17 protein-coding genes are annotated in these 21,750 nt (G+C 53.3%); 7 read left to right on the top strand and 10 right to left on the bottom strand.

The window, feature by feature from the left end; translation table 11 throughout:
- Positions 1-6 precede the first annotated feature (6 nt).
- On the bottom strand, positions 7-135 hold the full coding sequence (locus FF011L_RS27025; RefSeq protein ID WP_261342564.1) for a hypothetical protein: 129 nt from the start codon (positions 133-135) through the stop codon (positions 7-9).
- On the opposite strand from FF011L_RS27025, the gene FF011L_RS11610 reads away from it, so the two are divergent.
- Positions 128-817 carry an SGNH/GDSL hydrolase family protein gene (locus FF011L_RS11610; RefSeq protein WP_145351825.1) on the top strand — a complete coding sequence of 230 codons (690 nt, stop codon included), beginning with the start codon at positions 128-130 and terminating at the stop codon, positions 815-817. The two genes, FF011L_RS27025 and FF011L_RS11610, sit on opposite strands and share 8 nt — an antisense overlap.
- Positions 818-1,663: 846 nt before the next feature.
- Here FF011L_RS11610 and FF011L_RS11605 read toward each other — a convergent pair.
- The 3 genes from FF011L_RS11605 to FF011L_RS11595 form a co-directional block, all read right to left on the bottom strand.
- Positions 1,664-3,730 carry a carboxy terminal-processing peptidase gene (locus FF011L_RS11605; protein WP_145351824.1) on the bottom strand — a complete coding sequence of 689 codons (2,067 nt, stop codon included), beginning with the start codon at positions 3,728-3,730 and terminating at the stop codon, positions 1,664-1,666.
- 152 nt (positions 3,731-3,882) lie between these two features.
- Positions 3,883-5,334 carry a DUF58 domain-containing protein gene (locus FF011L_RS11600; RefSeq protein WP_246109875.1) on the bottom strand — a complete coding sequence of 484 codons (1,452 nt, stop codon included), beginning with the start codon at positions 5,332-5,334 and terminating at the stop codon, positions 3,883-3,885.
- Positions 5,335-6,306, bottom strand: a complete 972-nt coding sequence (locus FF011L_RS11595; protein ID WP_145351823.1) for an AAA family ATPase — start codon at positions 6,304-6,306, stop codon at positions 5,335-5,337.
- 168 nt (positions 6,307-6,474) lie between these two features.
- Between FF011L_RS11595 and FF011L_RS11590 the strand changes: the two genes are divergently transcribed.
- From FF011L_RS11590 to FF011L_RS11580, 3 genes are all read left to right on the top strand, one after another.
- Complete coding sequence (locus FF011L_RS11590) at positions 6,475-7,524, top strand: DUF481 domain-containing protein (protein ID WP_145351822.1); 1,050 nt, start codon at positions 6,475-6,477, stop codon at positions 7,522-7,524.
- 1,377 nt (positions 7,525-8,901) lie between these two features.
- On the top strand, positions 8,902-10,053 hold the full coding sequence (locus FF011L_RS11585) for an alpha/beta hydrolase family protein (protein ID WP_145351821.1): 1,152 nt from the start codon (positions 8,902-8,904) through the stop codon (positions 10,051-10,053).
- On the top strand, positions 10,054-11,610 hold the full coding sequence (locus tag FF011L_RS11580) for a sulfatase family protein (RefSeq protein ID WP_145351820.1): 1,557 nt from the start codon (positions 10,054-10,056) through the stop codon (positions 11,608-11,610).
- Between the two features lie 452 nt (positions 11,611-12,062).
- On the opposite strand, the gene FF011L_RS11575 is transcribed toward FF011L_RS11580, so the two are convergent.
- Entirely contained in the window at positions 12,063-12,761 is a 699-nt protein-coding gene (locus FF011L_RS11575; protein WP_145351819.1) for a hypothetical protein, read from the bottom strand.
- On the opposite strand from FF011L_RS11575, the gene FF011L_RS27020 reads away from it, so the two are divergent.
- Complete coding sequence (locus FF011L_RS27020) at positions 12,760-13,047, top strand: transposase (RefSeq protein ID WP_261342563.1); 288 nt, start codon at positions 12,760-12,762, stop codon at positions 13,045-13,047. The two genes, FF011L_RS11575 and FF011L_RS27020, sit on opposite strands and share 2 nt — an antisense overlap.
- Before the next feature lie 829 nt (positions 13,048-13,876).
- Here FF011L_RS27020 and FF011L_RS11560 read toward each other — a convergent pair.
- Together FF011L_RS11560 and FF011L_RS11555 are read right to left on the bottom strand one after the other, a co-directional pair.
- On the bottom strand, positions 13,877-14,152 hold the full coding sequence (locus tag FF011L_RS11560) for a hypothetical protein (RefSeq protein WP_145351817.1): 276 nt from the start codon (positions 14,150-14,152) through the stop codon (positions 13,877-13,879).
- A gap of 28 nt (positions 14,153-14,180) precedes the next feature.
- On the bottom strand, positions 14,181-15,116 hold the full coding sequence (locus FF011L_RS11555) for a DUF1559 domain-containing protein (RefSeq protein WP_145355245.1): 936 nt from the start codon (positions 15,114-15,116) through the stop codon (positions 14,181-14,183).
- A 439-nt stretch (positions 15,117-15,555) separates the two neighbouring features.
- Between FF011L_RS11555 and FF011L_RS11550 the strand changes: the two genes are divergently transcribed.
- Both FF011L_RS11550 and FF011L_RS11545 read left to right on the top strand, forming a co-directional pair.
- Positions 15,556-15,837: a transposase gene (locus FF011L_RS11550; protein WP_391560930.1), complete on the top strand. Its 282-nt coding sequence runs from the start codon at positions 15,556-15,558 to the stop codon at positions 15,835-15,837.
- A gap of 29 nt (positions 15,838-15,866) precedes the next feature.
- Positions 15,867-16,727 (top strand): IS3 family transposase, encoded by an 861-nt coding sequence (locus tag FF011L_RS11545; RefSeq protein ID WP_246109911.1) that lies wholly within the window; start codon positions 15,867-15,869, stop codon positions 16,725-16,727.
- Here FF011L_RS11545 and FF011L_RS11540 read toward each other — a convergent pair.
- From FF011L_RS11540 to FF011L_RS11530, 3 genes are all read right to left on the bottom strand, one after another.
- The gene (locus FF011L_RS11540) at positions 16,724-16,966 is read right to left on the bottom strand and encodes a hypothetical protein (protein WP_145351816.1); all 243 of its coding nucleotides are present in this window, start codon (positions 16,964-16,966) and stop codon (positions 16,724-16,726) included. The genes FF011L_RS11545 and FF011L_RS11540 overlap by 4 nt on opposite strands.
- Positions 16,967-17,237: 271 nt before the next feature.
- Positions 17,238-18,680 carry a DUF1501 domain-containing protein gene (locus FF011L_RS11535; protein ID WP_145351815.1) on the bottom strand — a complete coding sequence of 481 codons (1,443 nt, stop codon included), beginning with the start codon at positions 18,678-18,680 and terminating at the stop codon, positions 17,238-17,240.
- Positions 18,658-21,675 (bottom strand): DUF1553 domain-containing protein, encoded by a 3,018-nt coding sequence (locus FF011L_RS11530; protein WP_218933152.1) that lies wholly within the window; start codon positions 21,673-21,675, stop codon positions 18,658-18,660. Before FF011L_RS11530 ends, FF011L_RS11535 begins: the two co-directional genes overlap by 23 nt.
- Positions 21,676-21,750: the final 75 nt, after the last annotated feature.

Below are 21,750 nucleotides of genomic sequence, written 5' to 3'. Positions count from 1 at the left end.
TCAAAACTAGATTCGGCCCTGGATAGCGTTCTTCTTGGCAATGCCCGGCCCATCTTGGTAACTTAGTGCGGTAATCGGATTGGGAATCCCCCACAGCACATTGTTACTTAGCAACTCGGATTTCAAGATGCACACGAAATACTTTCTCGCCGGCCTGTTGACGGTTTGCTCGACACTGCACGCAGCTCCGCCAGCGGACGCTGAAAAAAAAGCTGACACACTCCTCCCTAAAGTGGTCTTAGTGGGCGATTCAATCCGCCTTAGTTATGCTCCGAAAGTTGCCAAGCAACTGGAGGGACAAGTACAAATCATCAGTGCTGCGGCAAACGGTCAGGACAGCCGCAACGTGCTGAAAAACTTGCCAGCGTGGGTACTCAACAAGCAACCTGCCATCGTCCATTTCAACTGCGGCATTCATGACATTAAAAAGACGATCGCCGACGGTTCTTTCCAGGTCTCACCCGATCAGTATGAAAAAAACCTCCGCGAGATTGTCAAGCAAATCCGAGAGAACACCGAAGCGATCGTAATCTTCGCGACAACCACCCCGCTGCATGACCAGCGAGCGAGCGACTACCGAAAAGGGCGAGATTACGAACTGCTAAACGCAAGCATCCAGCAATACAACGCAATCGCCTTGAAGGTGATGAAAGAGCTGGAAGTCCCAGTAAACGACCTGAACGCGGCCATCGCCACACCAGCAGACGGTCAGTCAACCGACGACCTAATCGCGTCCGACGGAGTCCACATGACCGCCGCCGCACAAAAAGTACTGGCAAACCAAGTATCAGAAACCATCCGTCAGTACTTGAAGTAAGCCGCAGCAGAGAACGCCCTCTGCCCAGCAAGTCCGACACCGGCATCCTACGGATCATGTTCCAAGCGGAACGGCGCAAGCCCTCCGCAAGAACTTCTTAGCGGCAGGGCACGACCCCTCCGCAAGAACTTCTTAGCGGCAGGGCGCGAGCCCTCCGGCCAATACGCGACAAGTTCCAAGACGATGGCCGGACGGCTTGCGCCGTTCCGCTAAGAAGGGCAGACACCAGCCCTCCGGCCAATACGCGACAGATTCCAGCACGATGGCCGGACGGCTTGCGCCGTTCCGCTAAGAAGGGCAGACACCAGCCCTCCGGCCAATACGCGACAGATTCCAGCACGATGGCCGGACGGCTTGCGCCGTTCCGCTAAGAAGGGCAGACACCAGCCCTCCGGCCAATGCGCGACAAGTTCCAGGCCGACGGCCGGACGGCTTGCGCCGTTCCGCTAAGTAGGCAGGCGCGAGCCCTCCGGCCGATGCGCGACAAGTTCCAGGACGATGGCCGGACGGCTTGCGCCGTTCCGCTAAGAAGGGCAGACACGAGCCCTCCGGCCAATGCGCGACAGGTTCCAGGACGACGGCCGGACGGCTTGCGCCGTGCCGCTAAGAAGGTAGGGCACGAGCCCTCCGGCCAATGCGCGACAAGTTCCAGCACGGTGGCCGGACGGCTTGCGCCGTTCCGCTAAGAAGGGCAGGGATGCGCCTTATCGGTCGAATCGGGAAAAAAACCGCTGGTCGCTAACCCGATGTCGCACTTAACGAAACCATCGCGTTCTTTATCCATAAAAAATCGACCGGAATTTTAGTTCCGGTCGATCATGCGTTGATTGAACGTCTCTGCAGAAACTACTTGGCGCTAGCCAGGTTCTGTCGCTGTAGGTCCGTCGCGTAGTCTTGTGCGATGTTTAGCACTTCGTCGTTGTAATACGTCTTGGTGAAAACCTCATCATCAGGAGACTGCTGTTCCACTTCGGCTTCGATGTCTTCCTTATCGGCATTCAGTTCTTTACGTCGGGCGAAGAATTGCTCCTCGTCCAACGAGATAAACTGCTCGTCTTTTTGTTTGCGATAGGAATCGATTTGTCTCTGGAGTTTTGTGAACTCTTCGTTCTTGGCGATACGATCAGCCGATTGGGCTCGCACTTGTCCCAAGACATCTGCGGGAACCATGTTGTAGATACGATGGTTCGATCGGGGGACTCGGTCATGTTCAAGTGCGTATTCAAGGTCATCTTCGCCAACATCCATATGAGTGGTCAGCGATGGCAGAATCACGTCGGCAGCGACTCCAGCCTTCTGTGTACTATCTCCATCGGGAAGATAGAACTGCTGCAACGTCACCTTCAAGGCACCAAAGTTCTCACGATTGGTTCCTAGCAATTCACGAGCTAGGTCCATCAACGTTTGAACGGTCCCTTTGCCGTGGGTTTTTTCGTCACCGACAATTAGTCCACGGCGGTAATCTTTGATCGCACCAGCCAAAATTTCACTCGCACTGGCACTGAACTGACTGGTCATCACAACCAGAGGTCCATCCCAAGCGACGCCCGCTTCTTCGTCGTCATACTGATCGACGCTTCCATCGGAATTTTTGACTTGGACAACGGTTCCCTGATCGATAAACAACCCGGTCAGGCTGATCGCTTCGGTCAAACTACCGCCACCATTTTTGCTCAAATCCAGAACCACACATTCGACGTTTTCGTCACGGAAGCCATCTAGCAAGCGGCGGACGTCACGTGTGCTACTGCGGTAATCAGGACGATTCTGACGAGCCGCTTCCATGTCCATATAGAAACTGGGGAGGTTGATATAGCCAATTTTCATTTTCTTACCTCCCTCTTCCATTTCGTGCTCGATGACCTGGCCTCTAGCGGCACTGTCTTCTAACTGAACCTTGGCACGAACAATTTCGTAGGTCAGCACGTCGCCGACGCCACCTGGTTTCACACCTAAGCGAACCGTGGTACCAGCGGCACCACGAATCATCTGAACGACTTGCTTCAGCGGCATTTCAACAATGTCGACCATCTCGCCTTCGCCTTCTTTGCCCTGGCCCACACTGACGACGTAATCGTCTTCTTTCAGTTTGCCGTGCTTGTCGGCGGCTCCACCAGGAATCACATTCGTGACCACGGTGTAGCCATCTTTTTCACGCAGAGCAGCCCCGATACCATCCAGGCTTAACCGCATCAGCATTTCAAAATCGTCTAGGGAGCTAGGCGACATGTAGGTCGTGTGTGGATCGTACGAACTAGTGATCGAAGTCAGAAACAATTCCAGGACATCATCCGATTCGGTCTGATGCCAACGTCGCGCGTAACGCTGATAGCGGCGGCGCAACTGTTCGATCGCTTCTTCACCCTCTTTGCCTTCATCCTTCAGATCCAGCAGGTTGTATTTCAGCTGCTTACGCCAACGGTCGGTCGCTTCATCGGCGTTCAGTGGGTAACGTGCGGCATCCGGGTCGGTGACCAGCATTTCTTGACGGGAAAAGTCAAAAGGTTCGCTCAACAATTTGTCGACAACGGCGACACGTTCATCGACTCGCTCAAGAAAGCGATTGAAAATTTTGTAGGTGGTGGTCAAATCACCTTTTTTGACGGAATCATCCAAAGTCGTCTGATAGGCGGAAAATTCGTCGAAGTCCGACTGATAAAAATACAGCTTCAAGGGGTCCAAGGCTTTAATGAAAAGCCCCAAAGCACGTTGGCTGGCACTGTCATCTAACTCTCGGCGCGAGAGGTGTCGACGTGGTAGAAGCGTCGAAACGATGATAGAAACGCGGCGATCGTTTTCGGTTGGAGCAGGCTCATCGGCCGCTGCAAAGCGTGGCATCGCACCGACGGTCGTTAAGACCGCCAATGCCACTAAAAGTATTCGGAAACCGAAACGTCCGGCGGGGAGAGGCATACGACTAATCCGTGATGGGTTTAAGTGAAGGAGTGGTCGGGGTTTGAACCGTCGAATCCTAAGATAGTACGCTGATAGCGGCAAGTTCAGTATTTCAGGCCGCTACCGTATTCTACGCAACTTATTCGGTTTGTGTGCAAGCAAGTTGGGCTCTAGCGTAAAACTACTTGCCGACAAACCTCTGGAATCTGCTCCATTTCACGCAACTGCATGACCGCGATCCCCCCGGAAATCAGGGGACCGGCCGAGTTCGCAAATTCGGTCGCATCGAACACATTTAAGATAACACTAACCGCCCAGCCCCTTCGAGATAATCCGACCAGGGCGACAATCGAAGCGGGATCGCAGGCCTGTGCAATGACCAACAATGAGGTATCTCGAGCAATTCTAGACTCCGCTTCAATCAGCAATTCCGCAAGCGTCAGCCCGTCCGTCCGCTCCAGACTTGCTAGCTGCCGCTGAATCGCTTGAAAACCAAGCGGCCCACGACCGGCCCCAATCACGACGGGGCGGAGCCGATCATCTTCCGCTTTCATCGCGGCTTGCTGTCGAGCAATTTTTCGAGTCCTAAAATCGGAGGCCCAGCCCGAGGTCCGAATCCGATCGACTGCGTCGCGACCGTTGCTTACCAAACCGACGGGCTGGTTCATTTCATACAAAGCCGACGCGATCGAAGCGGCCATGGTGATCGCCAACTCCGAACGCATCGGTTCATTCTGCGGAGGATTGGTCTTTTCATGCAAATCGACGACCAGCGTTGCTCCTACGACGGAAGTCTGTTCGTAGATTTTGCTGTGCAGCGTCCCCGTCCTTGCCGTTGCCGCCCAGTGCACCTGACGGAGTGAATCGCCCTGCTGCCATTGCCGGATCCCCTGCAAACGCGAGGGGTCCTCCATCATCCGTTCTCTTATTCGAACCTCACCGATTGGCCTTCGCGATGCCACATCAAAACCGCTCAGCGGGATCACTTTAGGCATAACCATCAGGTATTGGGGAACCGCGCCGATCCGGTATCGCCGATGAAAGCCCATCAGGTCCCCGGTTTCCAACACCAGTGGGCCGATCTGATAATACCCGCGCCGATGACACTTGAGGGAGTAGCGAATGAACTGGGTTTGACCAGGTTTCAGCAGCATCACCCGCAGGCGTTCGCCCTGAATTTCCAAAGCCCCATGCCGCGACCGTGCTCCGCCGTGGGACACAATCGCACTCCGCGGCACAAGGTCTTCGGCCAACAGCCAAGCGATCGGCAACCGCCCCCTATTGCGGACTTCAATCTCCACAGGGACTGTCGCTCCGGTTTCGACTTCAAGCTTACCGGTAGCTCGGACCGCGACCACCGATTGGCTCCAGGTATAAGCCAGGTATCGGTTCAACAGCAACATCCCGAGGGCAGCGAGGGCGGCATACAACCAAAGTGCGGCTCCAAATAGCATCCCCAGCAAGACTAACAGAGCAAATCCTGCGGCCCAGCCCAGCCAGCCGACGCCACCTTGCGACTCTTCGCTAACTTCATTCACCCCATCCGCCGACGCCACGGAAGCATTCGGCCTCCCCGGCGGAGCGGGCAGATTCGATATCGGCGTCGCGTTTCGATCAGCCATCTATTCTGCCGAAATGGTAGGAACCGCAATTTCCGCCAAAATATCTTCAACGATCTGCTCTGCAGTGATTTTCCTCAGGCGACTTTCCGGTCGGACGATCACGCGATGATTTAGAACGGGGGCAACGATCCGTTTCACGTCATCCGGCTCGACATACTGCCGGCCTCGAATGGCTGCCATCGCTTGAGCACAGCGAAACAGCGCGATCGTCGCTCGCGGACTGGCCCCCAATGCAAGGTCCTTATGGCCTCGAGTATCCTGCACGATTTGCAGCGCGTACTGACGAATTTTAAGGTCGACATGCACATTGCGGATGGCTCGCTGGGCAGCGATCAGCTCTTCGGCGTTGGCCACCGATTTCAATCCATCCACGGGATGCTGAAACTGCAGCAATTCCAGCATCCGGAGTTCTTCATCGGTGGAGGGATAGCCAAGACTGAATCGCATCATGAACCGGTCAAGCTGGGCTTCCGGCAGGGGAAACGTCCCTTCGTGATCGACCGGGTTTTGGGTCGCGATCACCAGAAAGGGCTTTCGCAGCACGTGTGTGGTCCCGTCGACGGTCACCCGCCCTTCGGCCATCGCTTCCAGCAACGCGGCCTGGGTCCGTGGAGTCGCACGATTGATTTCATCCGCCAGCAGAATCTGAGAGAAGATCGGCCCGGCTCGGAATTCAAAATCGCTGGTCTTCTGGTTGAAGATCGAAGTTCCCGTGATATCGCTTGGCAGCAAGTCGGGCGTGCACTGCACCCGTTTGAACCGGCAGCCAAGGCTTTTAGCCAAAGCACGCGCCAGCATCGTCTTTGCCACGCCTGGAACGTCTTCGAGAAGCAAATGCCCATCGGCCAGCCATGCGACCATCGACAGGACCAACTGCTTCCGTTTCCCGACGATGGCATGTTCGACATTGCTTACAACACGTCGTGTCAATTCCGCAACATCGATGGTTTTGGTTTCAGGCTTGGAATTCATACAGAAAAGTTCAGCAAATTTTCAGCGGGAATAAATCGAAGGAGGCAACAACCAAACGGAAATCCGTCGGCCTCCATACTAGACAAATCGGCCGTGACATGCGTGATCCAGTTTTGTTACAGAGTCGAATTGCAATTCTAAATTCGCCTGATTTCGACGAGTTATTCAATGGTATCCTTTTCTAGACAGGGGCATCGCCTGATGTCGCCCCCCCTTTTCTTTCTGTTTTCGGGCATTTTCCTGCTTCTCCAAACCTCTGCCAATGCTCAGATGAGCTGGTTTGGCAGTCCGGAAGATGCAGCGGCCCCACCTGTCACGCAGGTCGATTTTGCTCAATTGGGGCTGACGGGCGACGCGGAGTCCCTTCCGGCTCCCGCTTCACCATCGCCAACGCCTCTTCCCTTTCCCGGTGGTTTACCGGCAGGCATGTTCCCCGGAGGCGACCAGCCAGCCGGTTCGGGTGTGTCGCTGAACGGGCCATCCTCGGAGGTGACCGTTACCCCAGAACCACTGCCCCTGCAAGAATCAACCGCCTCCTGGTACAGCTACCCTTGGCTCTGGGTTTCCGACGGTTGGACCAACACCGCTGAATTTGGATTGAATGGAAGCGAAGGCAACACCAACACGCTCAGCATCCAAACCGGCGCCGATCTGAAACGCGAAACCGATACCTACACGTTTGCAATCGATTTTGACTACTTTCGCACAAAGACCGGCGGAGTTGTTACGCAGGATAACGGACGCGTCAATTTCGATTACGACCGAATCCTCGGCGACAGCAGCTGGTCGGCTTTTGGCAAACTTGGTTTGGAATGGAATGAATTCCGACCGTTTGACTTGCGAGTCAACCTGAACGGTGGTCTTGGGTATTACTGGGTACGCGACGACATATCAACCATCGTGACCCGTTTCGGTGCCGGGGGTTCACGTGAGATCGGAGCCCCGGATGATTCGTGGGTACCGGAAGCCCTGTTTGGTGTCGAAGCCGAACATCAGCTGACCGCTCAACAAAAATTAAAAGCCAAACTCGATTACTTTCCCGACTGGTCCGAGTTTTCCAACTACCGACTTGTCAGTGACATCGCCTGGGAAATCCTCCTGGACGACAGCGAAAATCTAAGCCTAAAGCTGGCGGCAACCAACCGCTACGACAGCACCCCGCAAGGAGCGCTCCCACGTGACCTCTCCTATTCAGCGTTGCTGCTGTACAAATTTTAGAAGATCGCTCCTCTAGCAGAACAGCGACACACACCGTTTTCCGTGCAGGTCGAACGCGTGAATTCCTGCACAAACGGACCAAGGCGATAGGTTCAACGTTAAACGATTTGGCAGTTGTCGCCTTCCGCGTGGGATAAGAAATCAATAGCTGAAGAGTATGCAGCCGTTGACGAGTCTCCATGGGGCCGAGTGAACACGTAACCCTCGGGACGTGCGACTTATACATGAAGAAAATCTGGCTCCCCTCGCCCTCAAAACAAGCTCGCTTAAAACAGGTTTGATACTGGATCAACGGTTCGCCAGCTAATTCAATTAAGGTCGATTCAAAGGCTTGTTTTGGGGGAGAGGGGCTGGGGGAGAGGGGCCGACAGCGTTGGGCAAGGCGTGGCACAACCGCTTGAAATCCAAGGCGTTAACCGCGTCTTCGCTGCAAAATCGCCGCCTGAAAATCTCCCCCTCTCCCCCAGCCTGGACTGTCAAAAACTTGTCGGTGTCGACCTGGACGCAACCCGACGAAACCGATGTGTTTCACGGTCGTTTTTACCGCAAAGTGCTGGTAAAAATATGGTTTCACAGCGTTCCAAGTCCGGGTTGTCTGACATGCTGCAGTTTACGTAGATTGCCACGCCGCTATGATTTCTGACAGTCCACCCCCAGCCCCTCTCCCCCAAGCAAGCTTCACGAAATCAAACAAAGAGGCAGAGAACACGCAATGAGCTGGCAGAGATTTCTTCCGCAACAAAGAGCTCGCTTAGGGGCGAGGGGAACCAGACTTTCTTTACTAAATAAATCGCACGTCCCGAGAGGCGATGAGATCCAACCCCGTAGCATCGTCTCTCCGATACGATGAGATCTACATATGAAGAACGTCTGGCTCCCCTCGCCCTCAAAACAAGCTCGCTTAAAACAGGTTTGATACTGGATCAACGGTTCGCCAGCTAATTCAATTAAGGTCGATTCAAAGGCTTGTTTTGGGGGAGAGGGGCTGGGGGAGAGGGGCCGACAGCGTTGGGCAAGGCGTGGCACAACCGCCTGAAATCCAAGGCGTTAACCGCGTCTTCGCTGCAAAATCGCCGCCTGAAAATCTCCCCCTCTCCCCCAAGCAAGCTTCACGAAATCAAACAAAGAGGCAGAGATCACGCAATGAGCTAGCAGAGATTTCTTTCGCAACAAAGAGCTCGCTTAGGGGCGAGGGGAGCCAGACTTTCTTCATGTAGATCGCACGTCCCCCGAGACGAGCATTCTTGCCCGGTAAATCATCCGGTCAGGCGTCACTGTCGCCCCTTGCAGGTGCTTCACAAAATGAGGCAACGATGGACTACAATACAGCCTTAAGTTTGCTTCGCTGTACGCCCCCCTCCATTGTCTCACCTCACCATGCGCCGCATCCACTGCCACCTAGCAACCTCCCTTGCAATCGTGACCTGCCTCCTCGGCTTGAAGGCAACTCCAGCCGCGGGAGAATCTCCCTGGGAAACGATAAAACCTTACTTTTCGGTTCCCGCTGAATATGCCGGAGAGTTCGGTGACTATCGATCTCCACTGATCTTTTCTGACGGCAGTAAAGTCGAAAATGCCGAGGACTGGCAACGACGCCGCACCGAGATCCTGCAGACCTGGACCGAACATCTGGGCGACTGGCCTCCGTTTCTTGACGCTCCCCATTATGAAATTTTGGAATCAAAGTCCTTCGCGTCCCACGACCAACACAAAATTGAATTTGAATGGTTGCCGGGCGTCACAACGACTGCCTACTTGCTGGTTCCTAAAACACCGGGGCCTCATCCGGCCGTCGTTACGGTTTACTACGAACCGGAAACCGCGATCGGACTGGGCAAGGAAGATCGCGACTTTGCCGTCCAGTTAGTCAAACGAGGGTTTGTGACCCTTTCACTGGGAACCGCCCGGACCACAAATAATAAAACCTATTCGTTGTATTATCCCAGCATCGAAAAGGCTGAAATCGAACCCCTTTCCACACTCGCTTATGCAGCCGCCAATGCCTGGTATCTGCTCGCTTCACGCGACGATGTGGATTCCGAGCGTATCGGTATCGTCGGACATTCGTACGGCGGGAAATGGGCGATGTTCGCATCCTGCTTGTTCGACCGCTTTGCTTGTGCGGCTTGGTCCGATCCCGGAATCGTCTTCGATGAATCTCGCAACAGCATCAACTACTGGGAACCTTGGTACCTCGGCTACCATCCCAAACCGTGGCGCAAACGCGGATTGATCACCCCCGAAAACCCTGCTCACGGAACCTACCTTGAACTGGTCGCAGAAGGCCGAGACCTACACGAACTGCATGCCTTGATGGCTCCCAGGCCCTTTCTTGTTTCAGGAGGCGCTGAGGATCCGGCCAAGCGTTGGGTACCGCTAAACCATTCGATTCAAGTGAACGAACTTCTGGACGCAACCGATCGCGTCGCGATGAGCAACCGTCCCGACCATTCGCCCAACCCCGAATCGAACGAGGTGATCTACTCCTTTTTCGAGCATTTCTTGTCTCCTCAAAAAGTCGCTAAATAGATGAACTGCCCTTCAAATCGCGTGACCACCGAAAGCACAAGCTCTCTGCGGATCACCACTGCCATTTGTGCGTGCCTTTTCGCAAGCTCGTTTGCGTCTCCACTATTCGCAGCCGAACCGCTCCCGAATGTGATTGTGGTTTTGGCCGACGACCTTGGCATTGGGGACGTTTCGCCCACCAACGCGAACTGCAAAATCAAAACACCCGTTTTGCAGCAAATGGCTGACGAAGGCTTGACCTTCCTGGATGCTCATACCCCTAGCAGCGTCTGCACTCCGACACGATACGGGCTGCTGACAGGGCGATACAACTGGCGTTCACGCTTAGCGAAAGGCGTGTTAAGCGGTACCAGCGAACACCTGATCCCGGCCGACCGTCCGACGCTGGGACACCTGATGAAAGCGGCCGGATACCAAACCGCAATGATCGGAAAATGGCACCTCGGCTGGGACTGGCACAAGGAAGATGGCAAGATCAATTTTACGAAACCGGTCCTGAACGGCCCCAGCATCAACGGTTTCGACCAGTACTACGGCCACTGCGGCTCCCTGGACATGCCGCCCTACGTCTGGGTCGATACCGGCAATGTCACGGCGCAGCCTGTTGGTGAAGAAGGCGTCACCAAGCAGCAGGACCGATACGGCTGGTATCGCAAAGGGCCGATCGGCAGTGATTTCAAGATCGACGAAGTCCTTCCACATCTGTTTGATAAATCGATTTCGCACATTCAAACACAAGCGAAAGCCGACAAACCTTTTTTCCTCTACCTCGCACTTCCAGCACCCCACACCCCCATCGTTCCCGTCCCCCCCTTCAAAGATGCAAGCGGGATGAATCCGTATGCCGACTTTGTAATGCAAGTCGATCACCACATGGGTCAGTTGCTCTCAGCGCTTAAAGAATCGGGGATCGATGACAACACCTTGGTGATTTTCACCAGCGACAACGGTTGTTCACCCGAAGGCAATTTCCCGGTCCTCAAAGAGTTCGGGCATGACCCAAGTGCAGGCTACCGCGGCCACAAAGCGGACATCTATGAAGGAGGGCACCGAGTCCCGTTCATCGCCAGGTGGCCGGCGAGGATGAGCGGAGGCCGCACAACGGAAACACTGGCCTGCCTAACCGACATCTATGCAACGCTTGAGGAGATCACCGGAAGCGAGCGCCAATCGACCGGCGGGGAAGACAGCCACAGTCTCCTGTCAACATTTGTGGGCAAATCGGGATCCGAGCGTACCGACCTGATCAGTCATAGCATCGGCGGTTCGTTCGCCATACGGCAAGGCGACTGGAAACTATGCCTGTCCGCCGGCAGCGGCGGCTGGAGTGCTCCCAGAGAACCAGCGGCAAAAAAGCAGGGACTGCCCGCCATGCAGCTGTACAACCTAAAAACCGATCCAGCAGAAACGAAGAACCTGGTGGAGCAAGAACCCGAAAAGGTCGAAGAGCTGTTGGCACTATTAGCAAGCCAAGTCGTACAGGGCCGCTGCACGCCAGGCGACAAAATCTCCAACGACCGAGACGTCAAATTTCTGCCAGCCGGAATGAAAAAGTAAATCGCGTCAACCAGCGAACCCCACCAAACCAATCGACTAGTTGCACTCGAGGGGCGACGCTCCGCTAAACACTAGAAGACGGTCGCTTTGGCAACTGTCGTTTTTCAGGAATGCCTGATGCATCCTGAAAGACCACCCTCATCCATGATGGCCTACCCGACGGTTGCCGCCAACGAAAAATTGAAAAGCTACGGCAGACTACAGAGTCTGCTCTCCGGGAGTACATTTTTCAACTTTCACCAGTTATTTGGACGCTTCCTGAAGCAGAGCTCAGAATTTTCGGACCTGCGGTGAAAATTTGGTCGAATACTTCGTCGACGTCACGCAGCAGAATATTTTCCGTTCAAATCCGACGATTGCTGCCTAACACCCAATCGCATATTTCATGAATGCCACCGTACGTGGGGCGGATGTTCGATCCGCCGAAGTCTTGATGGCTTCCTAACCTTGCCTTACCGACGTCTTTGGCGGCGTTCACGCGAGCTGAATGACTTCAATTTCGGTTCACCGGGCACGACAAATTCGACCCAGTAATTTCCAGGACGCTTTCTAAAGTATTGCTTGTAGTTGCTGTTCAATAGAATTAGAAATCGACAGTCTTTCAACTGAACACTAATTGGTCGAACCGCTGATATCTCCGGCTTTCTGAAATCAAAAAGATCCGATTCTTCTCCCTCGTACGCAAATTTCAAAGGCTCGACATTCCGAGCATTTGTAATGTCTTCGAGAATAGAATATTTGGTTAACAACAAATGAGGATATTTAGTGCCGAAATGCGTTGAATACTCTTCCCCGACCAACGTGAACTTATGCTGAGTCCAGTGTTCGTTGAAACGCAAACCAATTGCAAAACGCTCGGTATCAAAACTGCGATCATATATGAAGATCCTCAAGTACCGAACATCTTGTTCCAAACCATTGTGCTTTGCAATTAGCTTCAATGCCCTGTTGATTTGCTGCTCAAAATTTTCCAGTTCATCTTCGGATCCTTTTAGCCTTATAGCAGCACTACCCGCAATCAAACCTATTGAAAAACTAGGGTCTAGCCAGGAAAAAGAAACGTGCGATAAGAGATCATCGTGGAATGCTCCCCAAAACCTGATCCAGGTGCTATGAAAGTCTAGAACCAATTTCGGCAAAGGATTTTTCATGAGCAAGAAACGACGACGACATTCACCTGAACAGATCATTAAGAAGCTACGCGACGCCGACTCGATGTTGGCGGCAGGCAAAAGCGTTGGCGAAGTGCTGCAATCCCTCGAGGTCAGTGAAGCAACACTGAGCCGCTGGCGAGCTCAGTACGGCGGGATGACGACGAACGATCCCACGAAAGAAGCGGCCAACCTTTCGGCGACCGCTTTGGTGGTTCAACAAAATGCCAATTATCGGACGTTCCTATCTAGCCGAGAGGTCACGCGTTATTTGTGGTGTCAGTAAACCGATCGCGAGCAAACGCCCGTTTATCTCGGCGCTTCCGCCACGGGCGCCATTCTCAATCCCACGCTGGGGAAGGTTGCACGTTTTAAACCGCTGTCCAGGTTGGTTGAGTTCGTCACGGCGAAGGGACATTATCCACCACGCTTCGGCCCCACACGAAACTCACAGCGGCCGATGTAGAGTTGGTCCAGCACATTCACATGAAGCTCATATGCTCGTGGCTTCTCTGGCGCTTTAATAGTGAGTTCGTACCGTCCTTCTTTCATGTTAGCTGAAGTTTTTGAGCTAGCGATTATCCATCTGCCATTCTGTTGGAGATAACGAATCTCTGCTCGAACGATCGAAACTGGCTTATCGAGATCCGACGCATTGATTTCGCCTACAACTAAGACTTCACTCCCAGCTTCGTATTTATCCTCATTAGAAACCAGAGGGATGGAGCGGACAGTCCGATAGGGTTTCGTAGATTCTAGCGAAATAGTCTGCAGATCCAAAAGTGCTTCAACGGGCTTTTGTGGCGTACACCCTATAAATATCAGTATTGTTAACACCGAAGCCTGAAGAACCGTTATGTTCACGGCGTTATTCCCGTTAATAAAGTACATGTCTGTACGATTAAGAACAATTCCATTTTCGCTCCACGAAGAAGCGAATGTCTACAGACTCATTCACATGAAAGACACACCGGTCCTGACTGCAACATATTTTCTGCAGCGAGTTTTTATGCCTTGATTTCAACTGTCGCAGTATCGCTTTGTATGGAATTCCAGGTGCCGCCGTCCTTCTCATATAACTCAATAATCAACTGCCCGATACCCCACCCCCCCGATTACGGCTCAACATTTTGCAACCAACTGGGCGTTTCGAACACATTCATGAATACGCGTTCTTGCACAATTAAGGAACTCTGTTTGAATTGCAATTTTAAAGTCGCAGGATCACTGCAACTTCCATCGCAACCGATCCAGGTAGTTTCACTGTATTCGGTATTGTCTGCTGGAGTATCAATATCAGGACCACTGCCAGCAAGATCGGCCGAGATGATCGGCGCAAACAGAAACACTGCGATCAAACCAAATCTGGCAACTAAATTAACACTACTCATAACATCAATCCTAAATCGAGGAAACAACTTACCTAAGACTCTCGCTATCCCGGCTTCCCATTTGGAGCCAGGGTTCAACATCAATTGTTTCGGCCACGAACTGAACGTGCCCATCTACGTAAAGAACATGGATCCCACTATTGTGCGAACTGGACGCAGTTGAAGCTCCTTCGATAGTGAACCCATTCCTGTTACATGATGGATTGTTAGGAGTAATAGCGTGGTTGTATGTCGTATATCCAGGTGTTCCATTCACCCATGGGGTCCCACGGCAACTTTCACACGACAAAGAGTCGCTTGCAGCAGAGGACACGCATGCTTCCCTAAAGTCGTCCAGATTCGTATGAGAAGGCCCAAGCCAGACCACTCGCAAACGATCAAGACTACCGTCACTTCTCAAAATTTCTGAAAATGAAGCGGTCTGCGATGTACCATCGGTAAAATCACCTATTCGTACCGGCCCAAACAATGCTCCAGAATTGAATTCGTGAAGCATCCGGAACGCACCATCAAAGTTTCCTGACAAATACCATGTACCAGTCGAGGAAGCATAGTTGGCACCATACATATCCTGATGACTAAGTGCCGAATCCACACCATCACTTGGGCATTCGAATATCGACATGCGAATACTCAGCGCGTCTCGTTCTTCCATGCTCTTCGATGATTCGGCAACGATCCTGCGATACAGTTCGGGCTGTTCCAAATATGGCAGCAAACCAACATGGACGCTGCCCGCTACTCCCATTGCAGGTGGCATCATCGAATACTGCGACTCATAGTTAGCAATGGCTAAACCGATCTGCCGGAGATTTGAGAAGCAGGTATAACTGCGAGCAGCCTCCCTGGCGGCTTGAACACCTACCAGTAACAGAGCCAATAGAAGAGCGATAATCGTTATCGTCACGATTAGCTCAATTAGGGTGAATGCCCTGCGAACTGATGAATTTAACTGCCCCTTCATGCAAATCAAAATCCTTTACCAGCGATTCACTTTCGTGTTGACTAAGAAGTACAGGCTTTGAACACGAACGATTCTAAAGTCCGCGTAACGTTAGAGTCAAATTCTTTTTTTTTGAAAAATCAAACCATCAGCAGATTTCAATTTTCGTCCACGTCGCTGGGATTCCGCTTGTAGCCATCTGGAGTTGCCCACGAAAAGTTGACAGTGGACCGGCGCATGTAAGACTTGTCTGACAGGAGAATCAAACCATGGATAAACGTCTTACATTTTCGCGTGCCTCCGTCTTTGTAGGCATCCAACATTTCGCATTGTGCAGATTCATCTTTCAACTTCAACACATTGCGAATGATCGGTTGCGGAACAGTGCATTTGGAATGCTCCCCAAAACCTGATCCAGGTGCTATGAAAGTCTAGAACCAATTTCGGCAAAGGATTTTTCATGAGCAAGAAACGACGACGACATTCACCTGAACAGATCATTAAGAAGCTACGCGACGCCGACTCGATGTTGGCGGCAGGCAAAAGCGTTGGCGAAGTGCTGCAATCCCTCGAGGTCAGTGAAGCAACACTGAGCCGCTGGCGAGCTCAGTACGGCGGGATGAAGAGCGAAGAAGCCAAGCGTCTGAAGACACTTGAGGAAGAAAACAATCGCCTCAAGAAGATCGTTGCCGACCAAGCGCTGGACATCTCGATGCTCAAGGAAATCACCAAGGGAAACTAACAACCCCTCAATCTCGCCGCGATGCAGTCATCGAGCTTCAAGAGAAATTCTCAGTATCGGAGCGACGTGCCTGCCGGGTGCTCGACCAACCGCGGTCGAGTCAGCGATTTGAGGGGAAACCCAAGGATGAAGACCAGCGACTGACGAAGCGAATTCTTGAATTCGTTCGGCAACGCCCGCGTTTCGGTTATCGACGCATCTGCCAACTTCTGCGCCGTGAAGGTGAGACATTGAACATGAAGAAGATGTACCGACTTTGGAGAGCTGCTGGCTTGAAAGTGCCACGAAAACGCCGTAAAAAGCGTGCTGCGGGTGTTCGTGGCAATGCGTGCGATGTTCAAGCGGCGTCTTTCATTCACGACGTTTGGACGTGGGACTTCGTTCAATCGTCGACTCTCAATGGGCGGGCAATTCGTTTCCTGAACATTGTCGACGAGTACACACGTCAGTGCCTGACCATCAAAGTTGGACGCAGTATCACGAGCGAAGATGCGATTGACACGCTGGCTGAACTGTTTGCAATGCACGGCGTTCCAAAACGACTTCGTTGCGACAACGTCCCAGAGTTCATTTCGAGGGCAATCAAGCAATGGCTAGCAACGATCGGCGTCGAAATCCTTTACATCGAACCTGGCTCACCCTGGCAGAACGGCGTCTGCGAGAGTTTCAACAGTCGCCTGCGAGACGAGTATCTGCACCAGACGCACTTGATCGATGAAGACGACGCGCGAATAAAATCGCGAGCTTGGCGGGACGACTTCAACACATTCCGTCCGCACAGTTCGCTCGGCTACCTGACTCCATCGGAGTTCGCGATTCGCAGTGCTGCTTCCGTTCGGCCTACGGCCTCACTTCAGCAGCACTGCGAATCACCTGTCCCTGTTTCCTAACCCAATCTTTCATAACGCTTGGTACAGAAAATGGGGGCATCCCAATCGCCTGTCTTGATTTTGAAACTTTCTCCCAGATTGACGGAAGTGTGAAAATACGCATCTCCGGGCAGGACATAGATGTTCCCAGCATTGGCTTCATGCTTAGGGTTTTCTGCAACGGCGTCCACGTGTGATGCTCCGAGGCTAAAAGCGAGAAACGTCAGGTAAACGCACAAGCGATCTTTTGCATGCGACATTAGACTCTCTTTCCTGGGTGGCTGTTTTAAGAAATTCTTCGCCGCATTCACTCTCTTGACGCACTAGGAGAAATTCCGGTTTCCGCATCCCCCCTCCTCTATCACTGCTTTTTGTCATTCTGAGACACTTGTATTTCCATTCCGTTTAAGTTGGTCCGGATGCGGTCTCAAGATTTTTTTTCACAGTGCAACGCTTTTAACTTCAGTTGGAAACGTGTCACACCTACCATCACAATCGCTGCCCCTGAATTGCCCAACTCCCAACTCCCAACTAAGCAAGAATCTCGTTGACGACGCGGCCGTGGACGTCGGTCAGACGATACCGACGTCCTTGAAAACGGTACGTCAATCTTTCGTGATCGATTCCCAATAGGTGCAGCATCGTGGCATGCAGGTCGTGCACGCTGACGGGGTTTTCGGCGATGTTGTAGCCGTAGTCATCCGTGCTTCCGTACGTTGTGCCTCCGCGAATTCCGCCTCCGGCAACCCACATGCTGAAACAGCGTGGGTGGTGGTCGCGCCCGTAACTTTTGGCAGTTAGGTTTCCCTGGCAGTAGACCGTTCGTCCGAATTCGCCGCCCCAAACGACCAGCGTATCTTCCAGAAGGCCCCGTTGCTTCAGGTCGGTCACCAGTGCCGCACTGGCTTGGTCGGTTTCACCACAGCGAGCCTTCAACTGGTTGGGCAGATTCCCGTGTGTGTCCCAGCCGCGATGAAACAGTTGGACAAATCGGACGCCCTGCTCCGATAAACGCCTAGCCATCAGTGCGTTGTAGGCAAACGTCCCGGGCTTTCTCGCATCCTCGCCGTACAACCGGAACGTACTTTCCGGCTCGGTGCTCAGGTCGGCCAGTTCCGGTACCGACGTCTGCATTCGGAATGCCATTTCATACTGAGCGATCCGCGTTTGGATTTCGGGGTCCCCCTCACGTTCCAAATGCAAGTGATTCAGTTCGTCCAGATGATCCAGCGTACGCCGCCGCAACGACTGCGAAATCCCTTCAGGATTACTCAAAAACAGCACAGGGTCTTTGCCACTTCGAAAACGCACCCCTTGGTGCTGACTGGGCAAAAAGCCCGCCCCCCATAGCCGATCGTAAAGCGCTTGACCGCTCTTGTTAGAAGTCATCGCCACATAGGCGGGCAAATTTTCGTTTTCGCTTCCCAGCCCGTAACTAGCCCAAGCTCCGACGCTGGGGCGTCCTGACAATTGAAAACCTGTTTGAAAAAAGGTTATCGCAGGGTCATGGTTAATCGCTTCGGTATGCATCGATCGCACCACCGCGATGTCGTCGGCGATTTTACCCAAGTGCGGCAACAGATCACGATTCAATTCGATGCCAGACTGGCCAAAACGCTCAAACGAGAAAATCGATTTCGCCACAGGAAAAGAACTTTGCCCAGCCGTCATCCCAGTCAGACGCTGCCCTCGGAAAACCGATTCGGGAACCTCTTGACCATGCACCGATTCCAGATGCGGTTTGTAATCGAATAGATCGTGCTGCGGTGGGCCTCCGCTTTGAAACAGATAGATTACCCGTTTCACCTTTGGCTGACGGTGAAGTGTCGCAACGGCGTTCCCCTGCCCTTCCCCCGCACGCAGCAGCGATGAAGCGGCAAGCGATCCTAGCCCCAGCCCACCACTTGCTAAGAATTGACGGCGAAGGTTTCGGTGGCGTTCTATCGAAGGATTATTCACGCGTGATCGCCTCATCTAGGTTAAGCAGCACGTTCGCAACAGCCGTCATTGAAGCGATTTGAACTTCGGTGAAGTCGCCGGCTCCATCGATCTGATCGATTTTGGCAAGGGCCTTCGCATCGGCAGGGTTCGTTTCAAAGTGCACTTGATACTCTTCCTGGGCAGCGGTCAAAATTTGTAGCTGCGTAGGCGTCGGCGTTTTTGACGTGAGCAGGCGGAAGCCGTAAGAAAGCGGGTCTTTTTGATGCAACATTCGCACCGCCAAATAGCGAGCATTTTCAACAAATCCTGTTTCATTTAATAACGTGAGTGCCTGCAACGGCGTATTGGTCTGTTCCCGTCCGACTCGGCACGATTCTCGATCGGCCGCGTCAAAGACGGCCAACGTCGGTGGGGCAACGGTCCGTTTCCAAATCGTGTAAAGGCTGCGACGAAACAGATCCGCGCCTGTCGACGGTTTGTAGGTCATCCCCATGCTCATTTCTCGCCATAAACCGGCGGGCTGATAAGGGCTGACCGAGGGCCCACCAATTCGGTGATCTAACAGCCCCGAAACAAACAATGCTTGATCCCGGATCGTGTGCCCGCTTAACCGCAAACGAGCGCCGCGGGCGAGCATGCGATTATCGGGGTCCGCTTCCAACAATTCAGGTGTGACACGAGAACTTTGACGATAGGTACGACTGGTCAGAATCCGTTTCTGCATGGAAGCAACATCCCAGCCACTTTGGGTAAACGTGACCGCCAACCAATCGAGCAATTCAGGGTGACTGGGCAGATCCCCCTGAGTCCCAAAGTCCTCCGGAGTCTTTACCAATCCGGTTCCGAAGTACTTTTGCCAGTAACGATTCACCGCCACACGGGCGGTCAGCGGATGCTCGGGATCGACCAACCACTTGGCTAGCCCCAAACGGTTCCTGGGATACGAATCAGGAAAGGATGGAAGCGAAGCAGGAACATCCCGTTCCACCTGATCTCCGTAGCTGTTGTAGACTCCGCGAACACGTACAAACGTCGGCTTAGCAACGGGCGTCTCTTCCATCACCATCACCGTCGGAAGCGAACGCATGTAGTTGCGCAGGCGATCCCGGACGACGACATATTCGCCATATGCCGGAGTCATCTTGATGCGAGAGAAGCGTTTTCGTTTCTCCCCTCCGTACGGTGCGGCCAGAATTTCGATCTCTTCATCAAAAAGATCGGCCGCGTACAGTCGCACGTCCCTCAAGGCCCCTTTGAACATCGAGGCGTCTGGGCGAATTCCTTTTCCAAGCAGTAGGGGCTGATTTTGCTTTACGCCCCCTACATTGCTATTGGTATTGTGCTGAACATCGGTCGGCACCCGCTGGCCATTGAAGTAGATCCACTGTCCATTGGCACTTTGGGATCCATCGTTTACCAGCGTGACGTGCGTCCACTCCCCTTCAGGCAGCGAAGTTTCCGAGACGGCTCGGCCGACGCCTGCCATCCAGCGGCTGATCAAATCGAACTGAACCCGACCATCCTGCAGCATTGCGATTTCAATCCCCGGTCGAGTCGACCCTGGATTTTGGCGTGAGAGTATCACTCCTTCCTGAATCGCAGCAGGCGATACCCAAAACGAAATGCTGAATGTTGCATCCGCCCGAAAGGTAACCGATTTATCGATCCCGCCGATCGAGGCGGCCGACTGGCCATCCAGGTACATAACCTGGTCCTCAAATCGTGGCGCCCCCACCGCCTTAAAACCGGAAGCGGGTGGACTCTTCAGCGCAAACTGGTGGACCAATTTGCGATCAATCAATGGCCCGCCATTCTGTGCAACGTCGCCGGGACGCAGCGCCGCCCTTTGACGTTCTACCGCTTGTTTCCATTCGGCCAACTGACGTGCCTGAGCGTCGTCAGGCGAGATCACCAGCGGTTCCGAATTACCATTTTTGATTGCCCGCCCAGCTTCAGGGATGCTGTTAAAGAAACCGATCAACTGGTAATACTCTTTGGTGGATATCGGATCAAATTTATGGTCGTGGCAGCGAGCACACCCCACGGCCAATCCCATCCACAACGTGGCCGTCGTATCGACTCGATCAACGGCGTTTTCAAGCAAGAACTCTTCGACAACCAACCCGGCTTCCGAGTTGTATCGATGGTTACGATTGAACGCCGTCGCGACTCGCTGCGCATTCGAAGCATCGGGTAATAGGTCTCCGGCAAGCTGTTCAATCGTGAATTGATCGAACGGCATATTTGCGTTGTAGGCGTCGATCACCCAGTCGCGATAACGCCATTGATAACGCGGGCCGTCATACTGGTAACCATCGGTATCGGCAAACCGAGCCGCATCCAACCACGGCAGTGCCATCGTTTCCCCATACCTTGGCGAACTGATCAGACGATCGATCAGTAGGCTCCACGTCGGTTCAGGATTCACGGCATACGCAGCCACAAACGCGTCGACTTCTTCCAGCGTTGGAGGGACCCCCGTAAGATCAAGGGTAACGCGGCGAATCAATGTTTCAGGCGAAGCCTCCTGCGAAAAGGAGAGTCCTTCCGCCTTCAAGCGGCGGCCGATGAATGCATCGATCGGGTTCTTTGTTTCATCGTCAATCAACGGGACCGCGGGAAGGCGTGGCGGCACAAAGGACCAATGCTGATCAAATTGGCCGCCCGCTTCCACCCAAGCCCGCAACGTCTGTTTCTGTTTCGCCGTCAGTTTCCGTTTACTGTCCACAGGCGGCATCGGATCGTCCAAACTTTCAATGCGACGAATCAATTCGCTCGCATCGGGATCCCCGGGGATCAACGCCGCGTAGCCGCCCCGATCCGCGGTCGCCCCCGTCGATGTATCTAGCCGCAGGTCGGCTTCGCGACTTTCCTCATCAGGACCATGGCACTGCACACAATAATCCGAGAGGATGGACCGAACGTCGCGATTAAAATCAATCGCCGACGAATCGTCCGCCGATCCAGCCTGTTGGAACACGAAAAGGGTGCAGAGAAGAAACGCACACGTCGCCGAAAAACGGTTCATTCCATTCCGGTGCAAAGACAAGAGAATTGGCGTTATTTTCATCCAACAAGTCTATCCGTTCACCCCACGAATCAC

It is taken from the genome of Roseimaritima multifibrata, assembly GCF_007741495.1.
GTDB classification, from domain to species: Bacteria; Planctomycetota; Planctomycetia; order Pirellulales; family Pirellulaceae; genus Roseimaritima; species Roseimaritima multifibrata.
Note: the sequence above shows the minus strand (reverse complement) of the source record. Positions and strands in the feature narration are given on the sequence as shown.

Coding starts and splice junctions, on each gene's coding strand:
- FF011L_RS11610 (WP_145351825.1), top strand. CDS start 128: ATGCACACGAAATACTTTCTCGCCGGCCTGTTGACGGTTTGCTCGACA.
- FF011L_RS11605 (WP_145351824.1), bottom strand. CDS start 3,730: ATGCCTCTCCCCGCCGGACGTTTCGGTTTCCGAATACTTTTAGTGGCA.
- FF011L_RS11600 (WP_246109875.1), bottom strand. CDS start 5,334: ATGGCTGATCGAAACGCGACGCCGATATCGAATCTGCCCGCTCCGCCG.
- FF011L_RS11595 (WP_145351823.1), bottom strand. CDS start 6,306: ATGAATTCCAAGCCTGAAACCAAAACCATCGATGTTGCGGAATTGACA.
- FF011L_RS11590 (WP_145351822.1), top strand. CDS start 6,475: ATGGTATCCTTTTCTAGACAGGGGCATCGCCTGATGTCGCCCCCCCTT.
- FF011L_RS11585 (WP_145351821.1), top strand. CDS start 8,902: ATGCGCCGCATCCACTGCCACCTAGCAACCTCCCTTGCAATCGTGACC.
- FF011L_RS11580 (WP_145351820.1), top strand. CDS start 10,054: ATGAACTGCCCTTCAAATCGCGTGACCACCGAAAGCACAAGCTCTCTG.
- FF011L_RS27020 (WP_261342563.1), top strand. CDS start 12,760: ATGAGCAAGAAACGACGACGACATTCACCTGAACAGATCATTAAGAAG.
- FF011L_RS11575 (WP_145351819.1), bottom strand. CDS start 12,761: ATGAAAAATCCTTTGCCGAAATTGGTTCTAGACTTTCATAGCACCTGG.
- FF011L_RS11560 (WP_145351817.1), bottom strand. CDS start 14,152: ATGAGTAGTGTTAATTTAGTTGCCAGATTTGGTTTGATCGCAGTGTTT.
- FF011L_RS11555 (WP_145355245.1), bottom strand. CDS start 15,116: ATGAAGGGGCAGTTAAATTCATCAGTTCGCAGGGCATTCACCCTAATT.
- FF011L_RS11550 (WP_391560930.1), top strand. CDS start 15,556: ATGAGCAAGAAACGACGACGACATTCACCTGAACAGATCATTAAGAAG.
- FF011L_RS11540 (WP_145351816.1), bottom strand. CDS start 16,966: ATGTCGCATGCAAAAGATCGCTTGTGCGTTTACCTGACGTTTCTCGCT.
- FF011L_RS11535 (WP_145351815.1), bottom strand. CDS start 18,680: ATGAGGCGATCACGCGTGAATAATCCTTCGATAGAACGCCACCGAAAC.
- FF011L_RS11530 (WP_218933152.1), bottom strand. CDS start 21,675: ATGAACCGTTTTTCGGCGACGTGTGCGTTTCTTCTCTGCACCCTTTTC.